The organism is Photobacterium halotolerans DSM 18316 (assembly GCF_000425165.1).
GTDB lineage: Bacteria > Pseudomonadota > Gammaproteobacteria > Enterobacterales > Vibrionaceae > Photobacterium > Photobacterium halotolerans.
Genome location: NZ_KE384320.1, coordinates 582,112 through 603,590 on the forward strand (window position 1 = coordinate 582,112; position 21,479 = coordinate 603,590).

The 21,479-nt window shown below is 51.0% G+C and carries 19 protein-coding genes and 1 pseudogene; 9 read left to right on the forward strand and 11 right to left on the reverse strand.

The window, feature by feature from the left end:
- The first annotated feature begins 300 nt into the window (after positions 1–300).
- Positions 301–1,212 carry a D-alanine--D-alanine ligase gene (locus H511_RS0115745; protein WP_027253169.1) on the forward strand — a complete coding sequence of 304 codons (912 nt, stop codon included), beginning with the start codon at positions 301–303 and terminating at the stop codon, positions 1,210–1,212.
- Between the two features lie 43 nt (positions 1,213–1,255).
- Here H511_RS0115745 and H511_RS0115750 read toward each other — a convergent pair whose 3' ends face one another.
- Positions 1,256–1,435, reverse strand: a complete 180-nt coding sequence (locus H511_RS0115750) for a hypothetical protein (protein ID WP_027253170.1) — start codon at positions 1,433–1,435, stop codon at positions 1,256–1,258.
- A 291-nt stretch (positions 1,436–1,726) separates the two neighbouring features.
- Between H511_RS0115750 and H511_RS0115755 the strand changes: the two genes are divergently transcribed.
- From H511_RS0115755 to H511_RS0115775, 6 genes and pseudogenes are all read left to right on the forward strand, one after another.
- Positions 1,727–3,943 carry a methyl-accepting chemotaxis protein gene (locus H511_RS0115755; RefSeq protein WP_027253171.1) on the forward strand — a complete coding sequence of 739 codons (2,217 nt, stop codon included), beginning with the start codon at positions 1,727–1,729 and terminating at the stop codon, positions 3,941–3,943.
- A gap of 264 nt (positions 3,944–4,207) precedes the next feature.
- Positions 4,208–4,342, forward strand: a complete 135-nt coding sequence (locus H511_RS25130) for a hypothetical protein (RefSeq protein ID WP_276324933.1) — start codon at positions 4,208–4,210, stop codon at positions 4,340–4,342.
- A 136-nt stretch (positions 4,343–4,478) separates the two neighbouring features.
- Entirely contained in the window at positions 4,479–5,612 is a 1,134-nt protein-coding gene (gene iadA / locus H511_RS0115765; protein ID WP_027253172.1) for a beta-aspartyl-peptidase, read from the forward strand.
- Between the two features lie 84 nt (positions 5,613–5,696).
- Positions 5,697–6,437: pseudogene (locus H511_RS25135) on the forward strand (YfcC family protein); the annotation flags it as partial.
- 76 nt (positions 6,438–6,513) lie between these two features.
- Complete coding sequence (locus H511_RS25140) at positions 6,514–7,122, forward strand: TIGR00366 family protein (RefSeq protein WP_276324934.1); 609 nt, start codon at positions 6,514–6,516, stop codon at positions 7,120–7,122.
- A gap of 118 nt (positions 7,123–7,240) precedes the next feature.
- On the forward strand, positions 7,241–9,208 hold the full coding sequence (locus H511_RS0115775; protein ID WP_027253173.1) for a cyanophycinase: 1,968 nt from the start codon (positions 7,241–7,243) through the stop codon (positions 9,206–9,208).
- Positions 9,209–9,281: 73 nt separating this feature from the next.
- Here H511_RS0115775 and H511_RS0115780 read toward each other — a convergent pair whose 3' ends face one another.
- Positions 9,282–10,208, reverse strand: a complete 927-nt coding sequence (locus tag H511_RS0115780) for a c-type cytochrome (protein WP_027253174.1) — start codon at positions 10,206–10,208, stop codon at positions 9,282–9,284.
- On the reverse strand, positions 10,205–10,873 hold the full coding sequence (locus H511_RS23625; protein WP_081669297.1) for a c-type cytochrome: 669 nt from the start codon (positions 10,871–10,873) through the stop codon (positions 10,205–10,207). Before H511_RS23625 ends, H511_RS0115780 begins: the two co-directional genes overlap by 4 nt.
- Positions 10,874–11,230: 357 nt before the next feature.
- Here H511_RS23625 and H511_RS24175 point away from each other — a divergent pair, with 357 nt between their 5' ends.
- Positions 11,231–12,571 carry a methyl-accepting chemotaxis protein gene (locus H511_RS24175; RefSeq protein ID WP_211225211.1) on the forward strand — a complete coding sequence of 447 codons (1,341 nt, stop codon included), beginning with the start codon at positions 11,231–11,233 and terminating at the stop codon, positions 12,569–12,571.
- A gap of 67 nt (positions 12,572–12,638) precedes the next feature.
- Here the strand turns inward: H511_RS24175 and H511_RS0115795 are convergent, their stop codons facing one another.
- The 8 genes from H511_RS0115795 to H511_RS24180 all read right to left on the reverse strand — a co-directional run bounded on the left by H511_RS0115795 (position 12,639) and on the right by H511_RS24180 (position 20,419).
- Complete coding sequence (locus H511_RS0115795; protein WP_027253176.1) at positions 12,639–13,046, reverse strand: GFA family protein; 408 nt, start codon at positions 13,044–13,046, stop codon at positions 12,639–12,641.
- A gap of 27 nt (positions 13,047–13,073) precedes the next feature.
- Positions 13,074–13,613, reverse strand: coding sequence for a GNAT family N-acetyltransferase (locus H511_RS0115800; RefSeq protein ID WP_027253177.1), 540 nt, complete (start codon positions 13,611–13,613; stop codon positions 13,074–13,076).
- Positions 13,614–13,944: 331 nt separating this feature from the next.
- The gene (locus H511_RS0115805) at positions 13,945–14,820 is read right to left on the reverse strand and encodes a mechanosensitive ion channel family protein (RefSeq protein WP_027253178.1); all 876 of its coding nucleotides are present in this window, start codon (positions 14,818–14,820) and stop codon (positions 13,945–13,947) included.
- A 149-nt stretch (positions 14,821–14,969) separates the two neighbouring features.
- The gene (locus tag H511_RS0115810) at positions 14,970–15,419 is read right to left on the reverse strand and encodes a hypothetical protein (RefSeq protein WP_027253179.1); all 450 of its coding nucleotides are present in this window, start codon (positions 15,417–15,419) and stop codon (positions 14,970–14,972) included.
- Positions 15,420–15,516: 97 nt separating this feature from the next.
- Entirely contained in the window at positions 15,517–15,963 is a 447-nt protein-coding gene (locus tag H511_RS0115815; RefSeq protein WP_051288255.1) for an Hsp20/alpha crystallin family protein, read from the reverse strand.
- Positions 15,964–16,227: 264 nt separating this feature from the next.
- Positions 16,228–16,815 (reverse strand): outer membrane beta-barrel protein, encoded by a 588-nt coding sequence (locus tag H511_RS0115820; protein ID WP_027253181.1) that lies wholly within the window; start codon positions 16,813–16,815, stop codon positions 16,228–16,230.
- A gap of 189 nt (positions 16,816–17,004) precedes the next feature.
- Positions 17,005–17,637, reverse strand: a complete 633-nt coding sequence (locus H511_RS0115825; protein ID WP_027253182.1) for a MarC family protein — start codon at positions 17,635–17,637, stop codon at positions 17,005–17,007.
- A gap of 145 nt (positions 17,638–17,782) precedes the next feature.
- A complete protein-coding gene (locus H511_RS24180; protein WP_162144620.1) occupies positions 17,783–20,419 on the reverse strand; it encodes a bifunctional diguanylate cyclase/phosphodiesterase in 2,637 nt (878 codons plus the stop codon).
- Between the two features lie 863 nt (positions 20,420–21,282).
- On the opposite strand from H511_RS24180, the gene H511_RS24470 reads away from it, so the two are divergent.
- The coding region (locus H511_RS24470; protein ID WP_162144605.1) for a helix-turn-helix domain-containing protein at positions 21,283–21,479 on the forward strand (197 nt) is incomplete at its 3' end.

Genomic DNA, 21,479 nt, shown 5'->3' on the forward strand with positions numbered 1-21,479 from the left:
AGTCACGTCGTTGTCGTTAATGACCGGCTGTTAGTTGTTATGTTACCGGTAACTTTGATAACAAATGCTAACAGAGAAAAAGAACGGCTGTCTTTGAAGATCATCACAACAATGCCACCTGATGCGATCTGATTTCGTTTATCCGCTGACACCATTTTTTGTCTTAAGGTAAGTAAATGATTGAGCTGTAAATTACCGAACCAAGGTCATGTTTCATTATTGTTTTGTAAATCAATAGCTTTGTATCACATGCCGAATTCGTTACTATATGAGCTTAAGGACTTATGGAAGGGATTGATTATGCGTGTAGGTGTATTAATGGGCGGGGAATCGAGCGAGCGGAGTGTATCACTGCGCTCTGGCCAGGCCGTCTGCGAAGCCATTGGTGAATTAGGGCATGAGGTGATAGCGATCGATCCCTCCAGCCTGCACAGTACCCTGGAGGCATTGCAGTCGGTCGACAAAGTCTTTATTGCCCTGCATGGCAGCCTGGGTGAAAGCGGCCATATTCAGGGGGTGCTGGACTGGCTGAAGATCCCTTATACCGGCAGCGGCCTGGCCACCTCGGCACTGTGTCTCAATAAGCTGCGCACACGCCAGATATTGGCCCAGCACGGTTTTCACTATGCCAATTGGGTCGCCGTTCATCGCCAGCAGTCGCTGCAAGAGATTCAGTCGGCAGCCGATGCCCTGGGCTACCCTTTGGTCGTCAAACCCAGCTCTCAGGGTTGCAGTATCGGGGTATCGAAAGTGGAATCCTCTGCTCAGCTGGAGGCCGCAGTAATGCAGGCCTTTGAATACAACCACGATATCCTGCTTGAGGCTTTCATCTCCGGCCGGGAATACACCTGCGGTATTTTGGGTGACACCGCACTGCCTGTGGTGCAAATTCGCTCTGACACTTTCTTTGACTGGACAGCCAAATTCGGTGCCCAGACCGCGACCTACCATTGTCCCAGCGATCTTAACACCGAGGCAGAGCGGACTATTCAGCAACTTTCACTGTCGGCTTTTCAGGCGTTAGGATGCCGCGGCTGGGGCCGGCTGGATGTGATTCTCGGCGACGACGGTAAGATCTACCCCATTGAAATGAATACCTCACCGGGTATGACCCAGCGCAGCGTCTTTCCGATGGCCAGCCGCGAAATCGGTCTCGACTTTACCCGGACAATCGAGCAGATTCTGGCGCTGGCCACTTTTGATCCTGTGTAATCTGTCAGCGGCCCGTCGCTGTATCAGCACGGGCAACTGGCGGCTAAAAGGCCACTTCCATACAGCGTTGTCCTTCGACAGCAAAGGCTACCACTAAGCCCTGTTCATCATTGTACTGATGCGTCACACTGACCGATTTTCCCATGCGCAGCGCAATGAGCTGTTTCAGTTCATTAACCAGATTTTGCTTCTCTTCTGCGCTCAGCGTTGTCACTTTTGCCATCAAAACAGTCTCCTGACTAAGTTCATTACTGCTAGTTAGGGCGACGGAATCTTATCGATCAGAAAAAGAATCGCCTGCTCACCACCGGGGCCGACTGCAGATTCATTTATTTTTGGGACGATTGTCCTGATTATTCATCCGTGCCCCTTCCTGAATGCGCTTATTCAACACTCACATTATTACACTTGATTCACATCACAAAACGCACGCTTGATCGCGTATAACTGACGTCGTCGTACAAAACGTGAACTAATTTCGAATTACAGCAGCGTCGCTTCTACGAGGCAAACCATGAAACTGCAGCAAAAAATACTCACCGCTTTGCTCCTGTCAGGACTGGTTCCGGCACTGGCTATGATGATTATTGCCACTTATCAGGCCGGAGACTCGCTAAAATTACAAGCCTATAATCAACTGGAATCATTACGGGAAGTAAAACTGGACGCGGTAGAACGTTACTTTTCCGCGCTCAATCAGCAAATTACCCTTGAAGCCAACAACCCGTTCACGGCGCAGGCACTGGAGGCTTTGCGCCAGGGAATCGCTGAATTACCGCCGGTCGATGAGACTGCCCGTAACCAGGTCAAACAGTTTTACACCGAGCAGTTCATCCCCAAGCTGAAGGCTAACACGCCGGATCTTGAGGTATCTGCCGACACCTTATTCAGTCAGCTTTCTCCTGCAGCTGTCTCACTGCAAGCCAGTTACCTGGCGAGCAGTCCTTATCCTTTGGGTGAGAAGCAACGACTCGATAAAAGCGGTGATTCTGCCTACGATCAGGCCCATGCGGTCTATCACCCCTTCTTTCGGGAGCTGATTGAAACCTCGGGCTATTACGATCTCTTTCTGATCGATGCACAAACGACACAGGTGGTGTACAGCGTTTACAAGGAAGTGGATTTTGCGACCTCACTGAATAACGGCCCTTTCAGTGACAGCTTGCTCAGTCACGCTTTCCAGGCAGGGATGGCACTGGAGAAAGGCCAGACCGCGCTGATTGATTTCAGTCTCTACCTGCCCTCTTATCACTCTCCGGCCGGTTTCGTGGCGGCCCCGGTTTATCAGGGAACAAGCCTGGCTGGCGTACTGGTCATTCAGTTTCCGATCGATCGCCTGACGGCCATTATGGGCGTCCGGGCCGGACTGGGAGACAGCGGAGAAACTTACCTTGTCGGGCCGGACAAGCTGATGCGTTCCAACTCGTATCTCGATCCTGTTAACCACACAGTGCACGCCTCTTTCCAGCACCCTGACAAAGGCAGTATTGATACCGAAGCCGTGCGCCGCGCTCTGGCCGGTGAAACAGATATCGCTGCCATCAGCGACTATAAGGGCAACGCCGTGCTATCTGCGTTTGCACCGGTTCAGCTCGGCGCGATTCGCTGGGTCATCATCGCAGAAATCGATCAGGCTGAAGCACTGGCAGCCATCAGCCAGCTCAACATCAGCGGTTTTTTCGTCATCCTGGCTATGCTGGCACTGATCATTCCGGCCGCCATCCTGATCAGCCGCAGCATTACCAGACCGATAGGCGGAGAGCCTGAGCACATGGAGCACATTGCCAGTGCCATTGCCGACGGCAATCTGCGCCTGGAGATGAATGACGACAAGCCGGCGACCGGGGTGTATGCCTCGATGAAAACCATGTCCGGTAAACTGAGTGAGATCATCCATCAACTGAAAATCGCGGCCGGTCAGCAGCGCAGTGAAGCGGAGGCATTAGCCGCCAGTGCAGTGCAGACGGCAGAGACAGTATCGCGGCAGGAACTGGAAACCACACAACTGACAGTGGCAATCGATCAGATGAGTGCCACGGCCAAAGATATCTCAGGCAATATCGCGACAGTCGCCACTGTCAGTAACGATGCCAACACTCAGGTAGCAGAGTGTGCTGGCTTACTTATGCAAAGCACTGAAAGACTGAATGAAATGTCCAATGACATGCGTGAAGCCAACGATAAGCTGGGCCTGCTTCGCCAAAGCTCAGATGAAATCACTAAGGTGCTGGACACCATACGCAACATTGCAGAGCAGACCAACCTGCTTGCTCTCAATGCCGCGATAGAAGCCGCACGGGCAGGCGAGCACGGGCGTGGTTTTGCCGTTGTCGCAGAAGAAGTGCGTCATCTGGCGCAACACACTCAGGATGCCACCAGCGACACCGCCACCATGCTGGAAACCCTGCTCAACCACGGCCGTGACGTCAGCGATGTGATGACCAGAAGCATTGATCACACCTACAGCGTCTCTGAACAGGCCACTCATGCCACTCAGCGCCTGCAGCAAGTGGTGCAGTCGGTGGAGCATATCGCAGACATGACATCTCAGATCGCGGCAGCCTCTGAGCAGCAATCCGCTGTGTCAGAAGAAATCAGCAATAATATCAACAATATCCACGTTATGTCGCGTGACACCAGCAGCGCGGTTGAACAGATATCTGCCAGCAGCGAAGAGCTGTCCGCACTTTCTGTTCAACTGGAAAAAATGGCCGGTCACTTCAAGGTGTAAGCGCTGCCACCTCTGTCATACCTCTCCTGATGCTCTCACACCCTACCAAGTGTGAGAGCACTCAAATTAATTAACAAAAATATCACAACCATCATTTTGCCTATTCAACCGGAAAACGACAAAAAAACCCGACAGATATGAATTTTTAATCATTTTAGTAGCATTTAAACCACAATGAGTTCTGATCCTCAACCAACTTACTGCTTGCACTATCTGAATACCGCATTACGATAAATTCAACCGTGTATCCTTCAGAGACATCAAATGGCTTTGCAAATTGATCAACAATTCGACGCTGCCCCTTGTGTTCTGAACACGGTTTCTGCCCATGCGCCTACCCTACTGTTCAGCTACTACAAACTTAGCCGTACTGCGCTGAGTGAATGGTGTAACGAATAAAACCCCCACGCTTCTGAATTTTCCCATTCAGCTTCCGGCCTGCTTCAAGCACAGCAAGATGATCTGATTTCATCGGATTGTCGATGTGATTCCGCACGCCTGAACCTGAACTTACTACATTCAGTTCGTGGTGTTTATGTTACGTATCATTCAAAACGTCAGGCTTTTTGCGCCTGAAGATCAGGGTATTTGCCACCTTGTGATCTGTGGCAACCGTATCCATTCAGTTTCCGACACTTTACCCGCCATTCCCAGTGACATGGCTGATGTGATTAACGGCCATGGCATGTGGCTTGCCCCAGGGTTCATCGACGGACTCGTGCATTCAGTGGGCGGCGGCGGCGAAGGGGGTTTCATCAACCGCACGCCAGAAATTCAAGCCGATGACATGCTCAAAAACGGCGTTACCACAGCCGTTTCAGCGCTGGGCACCGACGCAATTACACGAAACTTACCTAATCTTCTGGGTAAGTGTCGCGAACTGTCGGCAAAAGGCATAGATAGTTACTTCTATACCGGTTCTTACCACCTGCCACCAACAACACTCACCGGCAGTGTTGCAACCGATCTGTTGTACATCCCGGAAATTATCGGCATCGGAGAACTGGCCTTGTCTGATCTGCGTGGTTCAGTGATCCGATTTGATGATCTCTACGCCATTGCCCGTCAGGTTCGGACCAGTGCCAACCTGGCCGGCAAAAAAGGCGTGGTGTTTTGCCATATCGGTGATCATCCCGATCAGTTAACCCTGCTTGACGATCTCATTGAGAAAACGGAACTGCCTTACTCCCTGTTTATTCCCACCCACATCAACCGTAATCCGGCGCTGTTTACTGCTGGCATCCGCTATGCCAGAGCAGGCGGTTTCATCGACATCACCACCAGTACCAATCAGGGCCTGCTGGATGACGGCGAGGTTTTCTGTTCCGAGGCACTGGCCAAGGCATTACAGGCCGGCGTGCCGGTTGAGCGGATCAGCTTCAGCTCAGATGCCAACGCCAGCCTGCCGAGATTCGATGCCGATGGCAACACCATAGGCGTGGACACCGGTCGGATCGCTTCGCTGTATGAGGCCGTTCAATTAGCCGTCACCCGGTACGGGGTGCCGTTTGACTTAGCCATTCAATGTATTACTTCCACCCCGGCCAATGCGCTCGGGTTTCACCGTAAGGGATACATCAGGCCGGGCTTCGATGCCGATCTGGTACTGATCCAACCTGACAACATGCAAATCAAACAAGTCTGGAGCCAGGGCGTTCCAAGAATTTAACCGTCATGTCCAATCAAAATGAGGGAAATCACCATGGATATGGAAATGCAATCAACCACCGGAGCTGGCAAGCGCAAATGGAAAATGCCGACTGTCTATACGCTCCTCTTCTTTATCACGATAGCCGTCGCGCTGCTGACCTGGCTGCTGCCGGCAGGAAAATATGACTATCTCACCAGTGATTCAAAGACACTGGTGAAAGCGGCAGACGTGGCTGATTACAGCGGCGGGGAACGTTTACTGCCAGTGCCCGGTTCCTTTACTGAACTTGAAAGTCATCCGCAGGGGCTGTCAGATATTCTGGCGGCACCGCTGGCAGGCTTTGCCGATGCCAGCTCAATTATCCTGTTTGTCCTGATGATTGGTGGCTTTTTGAATGTCACGATCAAAACCGGCGCGATGGATTCCAGCATTGCTTCTTTGTCCAAGCGGTTTGCAGGCAAAGAACAATGGCTGATCCCTTTGCTTATTTTCATACTGGCCGTTGGCGGCAGTACTTATGGGATGAGCGAAGAAACTGTGAGTTTATGGGTCATCCTGCTGCCTTTTTTCATTGCTGCCGGTTACGACCGAATGGTCGTCGCAGGCATCATCCTGCTCGGCAGCGGGATAGGTGTTGCAACCAGTACGGTGAACCCGTTTGCGACCGGTGTTGCCTCCCGCTTTGCTGACATTCAGCTGGGTGACGGCATACTGTTCCGGTTGCTGACCTTTGTGGTGCTGTATGTGATCACCAGTGCTTTCATTATGCGCTATGCCGCGAAAGTCAAAGCCGATCCCAGGGCTTCCCTGCTGCACGATATCGACTTTGATGATCAGTTTTCTCAGGCACCTGCCGCCCTGGCATTCACCACGCGCCACAAACTGACCATGACGGTGTTTTTCGGCGCCTTTGCGCTTGATGATCTACAGCGTGATTCCCTGGGAAGATATCGGGGTAACGTTTGTGCCGGCGCTGAACTGGTGGCTGAAAGAAATCTCTGTCATCTACCTGACTGCCGCCATCCTCATTGGCCTGATCAACCGCATGCCGGAAGCGACATTCGTGAGTGCATTCATTGCAGGCTGCCGTGACATGATAGGTGTGGCGCTGGTGATTGCAGTGGCCAAAGGCATCAATGTCATCATGAACAACGCCAACATCACTGACACCATTCTGAGCTGGGCCGAGCACCTGGTGGTCGGTTTAGACAGTGGCGTATTTGCCGTGGTGAGTTATCTGGCACACATTATTCTGGCCTTTTTCATTCCGTCCAGCTCAGGCCTGGCGACCGTTTCTATGCCGCTGATGGGACCCATGAGCGACTTCGCCGGAGTCAGCCGGGACATAGTGGTCACCGCGTATCAGCTCGGCTCCGGCTGGATCAATCTGTTTGCACCCACAGCCGCCACTGTGGTGGCCGGCCTGGCCATGGCCAATATCCCCTACGGCCGCTTCCTGAAATGGGTCATGCCTTATATCGGGGCAGTCCTGCTCAGTTCGTGCGTCATGCTGTACTTCGCCGCTTAACCCTGCAGGCTGCCAGCCCCACCCAACTAAAAGGGCTGGCAGCCTGATCTTACGACATTCAATCAATACGGACGTTGTCCTCCGGTATCACCGGAGAGGTCTCAATGGAGGCAATATAATGAAAACGCTTTTCAATCTCTCGACACTGACGGCCGGCATTGCGCTGACCCTCTCCCCCGGCTGTCAGGCTGAATCGGCGCCGGCAAAGCAGCTCTTTCTGGGCGGCGGACATTTAGTGGTCTGCTCGTCAATGACCCAGGCAGAATGTGCTGACTGGGACAGTTACCGGCAATCTGCACTGGCCAACCTGACCGATGCTGAGATACGTACCCCCACAGAAGAACCGGTCGCCACATCCGACGCTTACATTGAGCGCGTGATCAATGCCGCTCCCTGGGCCGCCGAACCTCAAATGCAACAGGCGATTTCAAACGCTTTGCATGCCCTTCAACTTCAGTATAACAGCCAGCCCATTCCGTCCTGGGATGACTTTAAAGCCGCCATGCTGGCACTGACGACCTCTGACATCAATGTCACCGTCAATGGCACACAGATCGACGGTGAGTATCTGTGGTACGACGCCAGTTCAGATCAATGGGATGCCCTGGCCTACCTGAAAAAGGATGACGGGCTGATCACTTATACCCGTACTGCCAGCCGTGAGCATGCAGCGGCAGAAGCCTTTGCCGGAAACACCGGACTGCTCGATGCGCTCGCGACCTTGCCGGAAAATACCAGCTTTACTTATATCGATTTCATTACCGCCATTGGCAGCACCTACAATAACCTCAGCATAGAAGACCAGTTCAGGGTGCTGCGCCTGTTCCGTAATCTGCCTCAATACACCCGTCCGGTGGAATATGTGGCCCTGAATGATTCCCTGAGCAGCGACTCTGTCACGGCCTATAACACATTTGTCGAGATGGCAAAAACAGCTTCCGGCCAAAGTGGTCAACCCCACATCCTGGTGATGACTTCCTCTTCCAATAATCACTATGACGTTGCAGATTATTATGTTCAGTTATTTGAACAGGCGGGGGCGACCGTCACCTGGTTCCCGGTTGATCGGGCCTACCGCCAGAGTGTCGATCAAAACCAGTGTGACGATCTGCAGCTCACACACGATGTTCTGGCCGGAAAACCGCACCAGGATATCTATTTTGCCGACTATGCCAGTCAGGCGCAGGCCGCCTGTGACAATCCGGAAACCGTGCTGTCGATGATCCAGTCTGCAGATGGTCTGTTTATTAATGGCGGCAGTCAGTTACGCACGCTGGAAAGCCTGATCAGTAACGGAACCGACAGCCCGGAAATGGCTGCCATCCGGAGCCGCTTCGAGCAGGGAGCACTGGTGATTGGCGGAACCAGTGCCGGCGCGGCAGTTCAGGGCGGCGGCAGGCTGACGCCAAATGATGCCATCAACCCTATGATTGATGGCGGTACGGCTTATGATGTACTGACGTCTGGCTACCCGGCCCATCTGATGAATGCCGAAGGCGGGCTGGGGGTCTTCAACTGGGGCGTGACAGATACCCACTTCTCCGAGCGTGCACGTCAGACCCGGCTGATCAAACTGGCCCATCAGCAGGACGTCCGCTTTGGCTTTGGGGTGGATGAAACAACCGCACTGGTGGTCAGCCAGGCTTTGACGCCGGACGCACCGGTGTCCATGTCTGTCGTTGGTCAAAACGGGGTTTATATTGCAGATAACGCAACCGCCAGTCTGGTACAGGAAACCCCTTTCTGGATTCGCGATATCACCACGCATTATCTCAATGCCGGTGACACCTTCACCTGGTATCCGGCCACTGAAACTTACACCCTCAGTTTCAATCCGGATGCAGCCCTGTATACCGGTTACAAGAAGAACCGGACAATCACAGATAACGACATCCTGTATCAGGATCATTACCGGACTTTACTGGATGACATGATTCAGACTCAGGTGAAATCTGCTGTGGGTTACAGCTATGAATATAACCCCGAATTCATTCTGGATTTCGAGCGCAGCAGTAATACGGTGGGGGCCGTTTATCATGGCAAAGCCTCTTACCAGTCGGTGATGACGTCGATTACCCCGCAATAATTTCACAAATACAGATAGCCCAAAGGGGCTTTACCGGCCCCTTTTCATATCACTCATGATGAGCTTTGGTTTGCTATTGCGAACCCAGTATTTGATTACCTTGCGGCGAAGGCTGACCATACATGCCCTGATGGTCATGATATTTTTCAGCGGTTTCTTTTACATTGCCGGTAAAGCGCGGATCCTGGGGCCTGTTCTGGCTGTTGATGAACAGCGCCACATCCCAGGCTTGCTGATCGGTCAGCGTATTGCCCATCCCCAACGGCATGTTGGTTTTAATAAAAGCAGCCGCAGTATTGATCTGGTGCATACCGGCGCCCCAGTTATAACTGTCTTCTCCCCAAAGCGGCGGGAAAACATAACGTCCTTCCGCTTGGCGTCCCTCACCGTTCTGCGCATGGCAAAATGCGCATTGTTCCTGATAAACCACTTTACCTCGTACAAAATCAGGAGCCTGTGCAGGTTTGTCGGCACTGAAATACCCACGGCCGGGTAACTGGCTGTTGACCGGCGCATTGGTGGCCAGCCAGTAGGAATACGCCGTCAAGGCTCGGATTTCCTCACTGTCCAGCGCCGGCACTGTGTCGCCCCCGTTCATTGAATAGCGAAAACATCCCTGCAGCCGGTCCTCAAAAGTGTTCACCCTGGCATTTTTGGAACGGTAGGCCGGATAGGCCACATAAGCGGCCCACAGCGGCGCGCCACCGGCCAGACGACCTGCGTTCAGATGGCAGTTCACACAGTTCAGCCCCCCTTTGAGCACGCCCTGTTCTTTAAGCGACTGGGTATTGGTAAAAAGGGCATAGCCTTGCTTTACCGCCTCGCCAAAATGCGCTTCCGGCAAGTTTTTCCAGTCAGGCAGGGCATGGTAGTTTTCCCCTTCCGGCAATCGCTTGCCCGGCTCCACTTCGCCTAAGTGTACATACTCTTGTTCATACTCGGTGGCGGCCAAGACAGCAAAGCTCACCAGACACACAGTGAACAACATCAGCGTTTTCATTGTTCGCCCCCCAGTTGTGCAAAGTAGTGAGAAACCGCGACAATTTCGTCGTCTGTCATTGATTTGGCAATCGCGCTCATCACCCCCAGCGGACCGGGCGGACGCTCTCCGGCCTGCCAGGCTTTCAGCTGATTGATCATGTATTGAGGTTTCTGGCCCGCCAGCCGAGGAAAACCTGGTTCCACCCCAATGCCACTCGGGCCGTGGCAAGCCACGCAGGCAGGCACCTCAGTCGCCACATTCCCCACATACGCAAGCTGTTCGCCAGCCGCCATGTCACCGGGCCATTTCTCACCACGCCAGACAGGTTTCCCTTCCAGCGCCGAAGGCTGGCTTGAGAAATGGGCAACTGCCTGCTCAATCTGTGCATCATCAATCTGATAGATGAAGGCATCCATGAATGAGCTGGTTCTTTGCTGGCTGCGAAAAGCCAGCAACTGCGCTTTCAGATACTCAGGAGGCTGGGCACGCAGGTTAGGCACATTTTTCAGCTCAGACACCCCGTTTCTGCCATGACAATCTGCACAAAAGCCTATCAGATCCTGCTTGATCTGCGCTTTTGCCTCTTCTTCTGTTTTTGCCTGTATGCTGCCGGACAGCAGCATCAAACATACGCCTAACCACCCACCGGCCTTTGCTGGCCGTGTATTGAATACATTGCTCATCGCGACACCCAGTTTTTCTTATTTATGTCATGCTTTACATCCGGCCCTTTTACAGCGTGCATGCTGAGGTTGCCGGACATTGCCTTTCTGAGTGTAGAACAAAAGTCTTCTATTGACGGAGACTTCGCTGACTTGGTTATTATTTCATTCAGCTGACATTTGGGAATATGATCACATTTAATCCACACTGCCTTTTTATTCGTTATTTATGTGCTATCAATAATTCACCAGTCAATTATTAATATAGTTATCTATATGGATATTAAGCCTGACAGTCATCAAGCCGTAAATATGGACAGACTGCAATTAAATGTGAAAAACCGGCAACTGCTTTTTGTGATCGGTTTTTTTTCAATCATGACGATCAGTAAACTACATTTCGCGAATATAGATATCACTGTATTACTGATTTTTCTGGGGTTAGTTACCGCCAGCATGACCTGCCTGATATTCAGGCTGGATAACCTTCATGCCTATATACTTTATGGCTTTGTCGCGCTGAATATCCATCAGGACGGCGGCATGGTAATGACTCACTTTGAAGTATTTATTCTGATTTCATTCTGTTTGTTATTTAAGCAAAAGCTGGTTCTTGTCAATGTATTGGTTGCTGCTGCTATTCACCATTTTCTATTCTTTTATCTGCAAAAATCCGGATATCCAATATACGTGCTGCCCAAAGATGAGCTGATGATCAGCATGGTCATACATCATTGTTTTTATGCCTCCGTCCAGACATTCGCGCTGATCTATTTTTGTAAAACCGAGCAGGAAAAAGAACAAGCCATTACGCAATACGCTGAGCGTACCGAACAGCAGAAACAACAAAATGAATACGTGATAGACGCTGTGAATACAACGTCACACAGATTAAACGATGTCGCCGTCAGTAACACCCAGACGTTATCAGAAATAACAGAACAGGCTGAAACGCAAAGTCATCAAATCAGCCAGCTCACCAGTGCGATCATTGCGATGGAAGAACAAGTGCTGCACAGCAGTGACAATGCCCACATCGCATCGGAAGCGGCCAGAACCGCCAAAGAATTTGCCAGTCAGGGCATGCAGATTGTCAGTGAAACCCATGCCAGTATTCAGTCTCTGGTCGACGATACGCACAATGTCAGCGTGATTATTCGCCGTCTTGACGCGACAATAGAAAATATCGACAGCATCATGAATGCCATTGGCGACATTGCCGGGCAGACCAATCTGCTGGCGCTCAATGCCGCCATTGAATCGGCCCGGGCCGGCGAACAAGGACGCGGGTTTGCCGTTGTCGCCGATGAAGTGCGCACCTTAGCCGGCCGAACCCAGCACAGCGCCGGAGAAATTAAAGCCATGATTGAGCAACTGCACCAGGAGTCCAAACAATCCGTCGCGCTGATGAATCAAAGCGAACACGAAGCGACAGAAGTCACCGAGCATTTCCAGCAGGTCGATCTTGCTCTGAAACACATCCTGGATGCCATCAATCACCTGGAGCAGCAAAACACCCAGATTGCGGCCTCTGGCGAGGAGCAAAATGCTGTCATTCAGTCCATCCGTCAACATGCCAGTGATATCAATACTGCCGCACAGAAAACCAAAACTCGGGTGGATGCCGGTTCTGAGCAATCCAGAGCCCTTGCCGACATTGCCAAAACTTTACTGAACACCGCACAGGGCGCGCCGGATTTTCAGGTCAAAGCAGGATAAAACGCACTCACGGTTAGCTGCGGCGGCGTTGTGCGTCTTTAGGCGCCGGTGTCAGCCTTAGCCGGATTTACGGCTGTCTGGCAAATTGCTTCACGCCAGCCGGAATGGTGAACCAGTCCTGTTTTTCACTGACCCAGGCATGAGCGGTCGGCTGAATCACGCGGGTGTCACTCAGGTTACTGGGTTTCAGTTTAATCGCATCCGGTTGTTTGGGATTGAAGTGATAAATACGGTTGCCGCAGGTCGGGCAGAATTTCGCGGCGGCGGTATTACCGCTGTCAGCAGGACGAGACCAGTCAGCCATCACGCCTTCAAAAACCACGTCTTTGGCGTCCACCATAGCGGTAATGCTGAAGGCACTGGTCGAGAGCTTCTGGCATTCTTTGCAGTGGCAGGCCACGACCATTGCCGGCGGTGCAAGCAAGGTATAGGTCACGCCGCCACACTGGCAGGCACCGTGAATAGGGTAAGTCACTTCACTCATCATCTCTCCTTACAATCATTAATGTGCTGAATCACGATGGAGGGCATAAATAGCATGGTCAAGAATGCGGCCGTTGAGGTTCTCATTGCGGGTGATCACCCCTTCCAGCTTCATGCCCAGACGTTCTGCCACCGCTCTGCTCGCCGTATTGTCAACCGCGGCTGAAATCACCACTTTCTCCATCGCAAAGTGGTCAAACGCCAGGTGGCAAAGATGGCGGCATACCCGGGTAATAATGCCCTGTCCCTGACAATCGGCCGCCAGCCAATAGCCGATATCCACCGTTTTCAGGCTGTGATCTATGGTATTAAAACTGCAGTTGCCGACCAGTTGTCCCCGGTAAAAAATGCCGCACACCAGGGATTTCCCCTCGGCGTACTCATGCAGCGAGCGACGGATGAAATCGGTAAAATCCGCCTCGGTATTACAGTGCGGCGGCCAGGCCAGCCACTGGGCCAGATAATCAAAATGCGCATTCACCAGCTCGACATAACGGGCAGCGAAAGCGGGCTGTACCAAAACCAGGTCGATATCCTGATCAACGCTCTGACTGAACATCAATGTCATCCTTAAATACTTATACATCCGGTAGCACAATGCCTTGTGCCTTATCAAATTGCAAATTCTGAGTGGGGTTGCAAGAAGCCACTGCAAAATGCAATTGCCAGACCGAAAATCCAAGCAGAGCCATTTTCTTGCTCTAACTTTCAAAGACTTAAAACTGAACGCATGCTGGCCTGCAACTTGCTTTATTCATCGCGGTGATCATTCACCACCCGAACTGTGTTGTGTTCAAAAATATCAGTTTGTGCAAAAGCCAAGCAGCGCCCTGTGGCGCTGCTTTTTGTAATTGCTTTTATGATTGATTTTGTAATTCAGGCGGCGAGGATCATGCCGGTTGGTATGCCAGCTCGACGTTCTTGGCGGCAACAGGCAGATATTGTTCACAGTACAGGGTCATAAAGTCTTCCCGGATCCTCGCCTCCAGCTCAGCCGCCTGCACCGTCGGACAAAACAGCTTAAAGTGCACCTGCTGCTCGCCCGTCGCTGTGGTAGTGATATAAATATGCGGATCTGAACCGGGTAAATCGACCCCGGCATGGCGCTCAATCATATGGTTATAGCGCCGGGCGATATCGATAAAGTCGGCGATATGTTCGTCAATTTTATCCAGCAGCACAGGCACCATAGGATACAGGTTCACCGTTTCTTTTATCGTCACAGTAAAGCCATGATAAACATAGCGTTTCATGAAATTCAGGTTTTTTACCGCCACGGTGAAAAACATACTGTTCGGCAAAGTAATGGTTTTGCCCGTGTAATGGTACTGGCCTTGCTGCAGGGCAATTTCCTGAATCACAGTGGCCATCAGATTATGCTCAATGACCTCACCGCAGACAGGCCCTACTTCAATCCAGTCGCCAATCCGGAACGAACGGGAACTGGCACGCTGCAGGGAGCCGGTAATACAGAGAATGATCTCTTTCGATGCCACCACCAGGGCCACCGCAATGGCGGTCAGCGACAGGGCAAACTTGCTGATTTCCGATTCCCATAACAGGAAAAGCGTCAGCAGCAATAAGGTAAAGGCGCCATTTTTGGTGCGCGAGATCCATTTTCGCTGATCTTCACTGAGAAAATTCGCCTCGCCGCGGATCCGCGTGATAGTGATACGACGGATCACTATCACCAGCAATATGACACACAGACTGAGCAAGAGTTTGTGGGTCAACAAGTACATGATGACCAGCTCAATTTTTTCCAATAAGGGATCCCACATGATTTACTTTCAACCTGTTAGCAGATTATCGCGCCCTGCTCAGCAGCAAACAGCACAAAACATTGACCATAAAATTTACAGGGAGAAGTCTCGCCCATTGCTGACAGCGTTGTAAAGTAAATTCCGGCAGATCCTTAATGAGGACTCACATACTCAGTGCGCGGATACGGTTCTATCTCATAATGTTCTTCCAGAAAATACACCAGATTCACCAGCTCAGTTACCGTCATCACATCATTGAAGTTCGGCATCACAGACTGACCATCAACCTGAACATCAGCCCCATCATAGCCTTGGGCGAGTCTGTGTGAGGGATTCATCACCGAAGTCACTAACTCAGGGTAAGTCCGGATGCGACTCACCTGTCCGCCAAGCTGTAGCGGCGTTTGCAGCGCACCGGATAATTTCTCGGCCTCTGCTTCATAACCCGGCATAGTATGGCAACGGAGGCATTGGTATTTCAGAAAAACCTGTTCCCCCTGCTCAACATTGCCTTGGGGTAAACTAAAGCCCTGACTGGATGTATCACAGCCGGACAGCCCTGCAATCGCCATAAATAACGCGGTGAGAACAAAAGTTTTCATTTTCCAGACCTCCGATATCAGGGCAAACGCCCTGTGTGACTGGAAGCAGGTGCAGGCATTGCTGCCCGCACCTTATGTTTATGGTATTACCCTCAGCTTAACGGACTTCAATTTTCCGTACTTCAGGCTCACTTGTCGCTGTTTTCGGCATAACCAAGCGCAAAACACCATCCTGATAGGCCGCATCAATATCGTGCTCAGCAATATTCGATCCGAACTGGAAAGTGCGCGAATAACTGCCGTAGCGGCGTTCTGTCAACACGGCTTGCCCTTCCTGTTTCTTCTCGGTTTCTTCTTTATGTTCAGCCGCAATGGTTAACTTACCGTTGTGAAACGATACCTGAACATCCTCTTTACTGAATCCGGGAAGTTCTGCTGTCAGTACATAATTGTCTTTGGTTTCATGGAGATCCACAGCAGGTAATTGTGTGACTTGTTTAAAAAAGTCACGACCCAGCACCGGCCGAAAGAAACCTTGAAACACGTTGTCGAAATCATTATCCAGCAGAGAAGGAAAACCACTTTTTTTAACGTCAGTACGCATCTTAAACCTCCTGCAACACAGAACATTCACGTCCGACTGTTTGAATCGGTTTAAGTATAGTGAGGGCAAGAAAAGGAGTAAGGTCTCTGACTTGATGTAAATCAAAAGAAGGTGAAAAAACACGTTATTCAGAAAACAAGCAACAACAAAAAACACTAAGCCCATGAAATACAAAATATTTACTTTGGCAGGCAGTAAACAGAAAACGGCTGACCATTAGCAAAAAACCCAGACAAGTCTGGGTTCACTGAGCCGGTAGTCAGGTTAAAAGTGGTAGCTGATCCCCGCTGAGAGCAAATCCACGCTCTCCTCATCCAGCTCGAAGCGCTCATATTCGATGCGGACAGAAACAGCATCATCCGAATAGGTCGGGTAATAAATATAGCGGGCACCAATGCCATACAGCACATCTGTGCCATCATCCTCTAACAGAGTCTGGCCCTGCATTTTGGCACTCATATCCCAGGCATGCAGCCCCAGCTTTGCAAACGCTTCGATGTGTGGATGTAAAGGCACAATCCCCAGTACCGCCCCGCCCCAGGTATCCATTTCCATAGAAGCGGAAATCGCCGCATCCTGATGAATCAGTGTTGCTTCACCCAGATCCGCCAAAAAACCTTCAACGGCCGCGTAACGATTTATTCTGTAGCCCAGGAAAAATTTGTAGCCTTTGTCCGTGTCATCAATCGAGATGCCCGCGTCTTCATATTCCGCACGATCAGATGAGGAAACATCTAATGTTGTCTCGCCATACGCCCCACCGACATATACCATCTTCACGGTATTATTATGCTGTGCCGCCAGCGCCATGCCTGGCAAAAGTAAGATAAAACCCAGCCCAAGACCTTTCATTCAATCGCTCCATGATGAATCACATATGAAAGACTAGTTTCATATTACACAGGAACAAATATATTGATTTAAACAGTGAACAATCTCACAGCCCAGCTCTGACGCTCAGCCTATATCGCTACTTGAAACCATAAAAATATGCGCACGTTACGACATTTCGCCAGTTATATTGCAAGTATCCTTAATGCATTAGCCGCCCGCCGGTGTAAACAAGAGCATGGCATCATGCACGCCCTGAATCAGCATTTGCATCGCAATCACAGTTAAGAGTAACCCCATGATCCGGGTGATGACATTCACACCGTCTTTACCCAGAAATGCCACCAGCTTTTGCGCATACAAAAAGCACAGCAGGGTAACCAGACATAACACCCCGAACGCAGAAATCGTGATCAGAATATGCAGCAAACTTTCCGCGGCGGAATAGTTCATGGCAGTAGCTATGGTGCCCGGCCCCGCCAGAATCGGGATCGCCAGCGGCGAAATAGAGACATCTTCAGCCTCCTTACTTGGGTTTTGTGTCTGCATGGAAGAACTGCTTCCCTGCAACATGTGGTAACCCACCATAAAAACTAATACTCCCCCGGCCATTCTCAGTGCCGGTAAAGTGATCCCGAACAGCTGGAATATCCCTTTCCCCAGCAAACTGAACGCCGCGACAATGAAAAACGCGGCAATCAGCGCCTTGATGGCGGTTTGCCTTTTTTCATGCGGTGGTTGGCTGGCGGTCAGCCCTGCAAATACTGCTGTGTTGGCTATCGGATTCATGATGGCAAAAAAGCCCATAAAAACCGTTACGCCCAAAGTCACCAGATCGATCATATCGCTTCTCTGTTTTATCCACTGCAACGTGAAAATATCTTAACAGTGTAGAGGCTCATGCCATTTTTTATCATAGCGTTAACTCATAAAAGCGCTTTAGCGTGATAGAAAGTGTTCCGGCGGCACACTCTGGCATCATGCAGGCTTATTCAACCATATCTGCCAAAGCGGCGGCTTCAGGCTCACTCTCCGGATGCGTAGAGACGGCCATGCCCGACTGGATAAGATGGCGCAGCTCATCAAGCGGCATTGGCCTGTGGTAATAAAACCCCTGTGCGCAGCTACACTGCAGCCTCTGTAAAAACGCGACCTGTTCAAGCTGCTCAACCCCTTCGGCCACAACCTTAATACCCAGGGCATTCGCCATATTGATGATAGCTTCCACCACTTTATTGGCCTGTTCATCCTGCGGACAGTCCCTGATAAAAGATTTATCTATCTTAAGGGTAGATAAGGGGAAATCGCGCACACTGGCCAGAGAAGAATAGCCGGTACCGAAATCATCCAGCGCATACTGGATACCCAGTTGCTGAATCCGGTGCAGCTGTTCGATCAGTTTCTGGTGGCTGTCAACCAGGGCAGACTCGGTAATTTCCAGAACGACCTGTTGAGCTGCCGCAGGCAGATCAGCCAGCACCTCCTGCAACTGCAAATAAAACGTTTCATCCTGTAACTGTCGTCTGGAAATATTGATCGTCACTGCCAGCTGTGTACCCAGCTCGCCATTCAATCCATGGATATCTGACACTGCCTGCTTCAGCACCCAACTGCCGATATCGAGGATAAATCCCTTCTCCTCTGCAACAGGAATAAACCAGCAAGGTGATATCGGGCCTTTTTCATGGTGAAACCAGCGAATCAGTGATTCCACGGCCACTATCCGTCCGGTGCCGATATCAATGATCGGCTGATAGTACAGTTCAAAATCCTGATTGTTTACCGCCGCTTTCAGCTCCGCCTCAAGGTGGCGATTTTCATTGGCCTCTGCCGCCATCTCATGAGTAAAGAAGCTAAAGTTGTGCTTGCCCTCATTTTTCGCGTGATACATAGCTAAATCGGACTGACCCAGCAGCTCCTCAGCACTTAATCCGTCATCCGGATAAACGGCGATACCGGCACTGCAGGACACCTGTACCAAGCGATGAGCCGTTTGCAGCGGCTGTTCAAAAGCCGTCAACAATGAACGAAGAAATGCTTCAACGTTTCTCTGTACAAGATCCCGGCGCATCAAAATCACAAACTCATCCCCGCTGACCCGGGCCGCGACAGCATTATCTGGCGGTAATAACCGGCTCAGACGCTCAGCCAGCATTTGCAGCACTTTATCGCCCTCCAAGTGCCCCAACGAATCGTTGACCCATTTAAAATCATCAATATCGACAAAAATGACGGCGAAAGACTGGCCGTTTTCCTGCGCCTGTGTCATGAAATCTTTCATGAGCTTGAGCAGATAGTAGCGATTGGGCAGCCCCGTCAGGCTGTCGTAATGAGCCTGGCGCCAGATTATCTCCTGCTGTGACTTAGATTCGGTGATATCCTGCACAGTACCTATCAGCTCAACACCTACGGTCGTAACTCTGCTTTCTGAAAATTCCCTCAGCCAGCGCTCCAGCTCGTTTACCACCACAGGGTATTCGACAAACTTCTGCTTTTGATGGTGTTCCTGAAACCATGCCGCGGCCACAGCACCGTGGTATGCTTCCGGAACTCTTGCAATCAACTGCCTGAAGGTCATGAAATCAGAAGACCAATCCAGCACAGATCTGGCTTGTGGCGTCAGCACCCGGCCATTTTTGATCGAATCATAACGCCAGGAACCAATTCCGGCGACCTCCTGCGCCCGGTGCAATTCTTTTTCACTCTGGCGTAATTGCTCGGTTCTCACACTCACCAGCCCTTCAAGATCACGCGCACAACTTTTCGAGCGCTGGGCGCTGTACACCAGACGGGTAACGATAAAAGCCAGCAGCAAGGTCAGCAGCGTTAACAGGCCGAACAGCAAAGGATCCCCCCATCCCTGTGAGCGGGCCATTGCCAGTGACCAGGTCAGGCCACTGATCTGAATATCATAATGAATGCTGTCTGCCAGTGCCTGCCATTGCAGATCCCCCTGACTGTTTGAAATCACTAAAGGCTGGCCTGTCCGGGCATTTTGGGTCCAAAGCTGATACTGGTATCCCAGCTGAGCCAGTTCTGCCAGTGAACTGCCTTCCAGTGCCTGAGGAAAACGGATAAGGGCGATCGCCAGCCCCCAGAAAGTGCGGGATTGCTGGTCTGACTGAGATTGAGGCTGAGCTGAGATATAGACAGGTAAACGAGCCAGGACACCATAGCCGCCCTGCAGCAACTGATAAGGGCCGTCCATCACAATCGTCCCTGAGCGGTATGCCTGCATCGCGCCAGGCCGGGTACGGGAAGATGCAAACAAATCCATCCCGAGCACAGCTTCATTGCCCTCAAGCGGGTAAATGTAATTCAGACGCCCTTCTGGTGCGAGTTGCAGCGAAAGAATGCCGGGATGAAGCGGCAGCAGCCTGGCTGCCAATTCCTCAAACCGCTCCACCTTGCCATGGCTTTGATCCACCACCGCAGCCAGGGTATGTAATGCATTGAGTGACTGCTCCATTACGGTGCGGATATTGTTGCCAGCCACTATGATTTCACTGTGGGCTTTATTTTTGGTCAAGGCCACTTGCTTGGTATAAATCTGATAAGCAAAGTAACCCAGGACAGCGACCAAACACGCATAAAGCACCAGATAACGGCCCGACATTCTTAGCATCATTCTTCCTCATCAAGTCCATGATGTGGGTCAGGAATACAGTGAAAACGCGACTCATAGGCGCTCACGGCGTTTGCCGAACCGTGAACGATGCCCAATTCAGAATGCCGCGTATGCCATCCCTGAAGCAGCCAACTGCCTGCACATCCTATGCTTACAATGGTTATAAATTGATGTAAATCAATATATAACCATCATAGGGCCTTGTGTGGGGGCTTTCCTCTTCCAGGATCTGATATTTGCATAAATATGCTTTTTAAGAATCAGTTTTGTGCACTACAGCACTGTCATCAATTTATTTATCAACAAGAAGCGATGCTCATTCCGTCCTCAACGCCACAGGTCAGTGGTCTGCAGTGAAGAAAAGCCCCGGTTCATGCTGGGGCTTCATCATATCCGAGGGATCAAGACTGGCTGATCAGATCTCCCGCCACCAGGCTGTGGTGACAGGAAGTTGTGTCAGCCCCATTGGCTGACCAAACAAAGGAGTTATGGGAGATGCTGACATAACGATACAGGATGGTGTAACTATATCCTGCCATACGAACAATTAGCTTCGACACAAATTCGCATCATGGGAAACAGTACCACTCGCGCAAACTGTCTGTGGCAGAAACCTGCAAAAATCGAGAGCTTTCAGACCCTGACGTCATCAGCTATATCCAAACGGCGGTCATCCAAAGCAGTCCTAGTCGCGCGTATTTAGTCTCATTCCTGTCTCGTCAATACCCCTCGGCAAAGGGCTAAATAACTGTTCCTAAATGTAGATCACTGATAAGTAGAAATTGAAGGGAACTCGGTAGCGTTTGTGCGATCTGATCAGTCGCCAAACATCCAAAACTCACAAAACAGTACCGAGTGCCATGATTCTAACATTACCCGACCGGGCAGAGCGACGTCGCCTCATTAAAAATATACATAAAACCAAAGATAAGGATCACTGCCGACGTTTGACTGCCATTTTGCTTCTCGCTGAAGGCCAGACTGTTGCTGCTGTATCCAATACACTTGCTGCAGCTCGGTCTTCTGTAAACAGGTGGGTTCGATGGTACACAGAGTG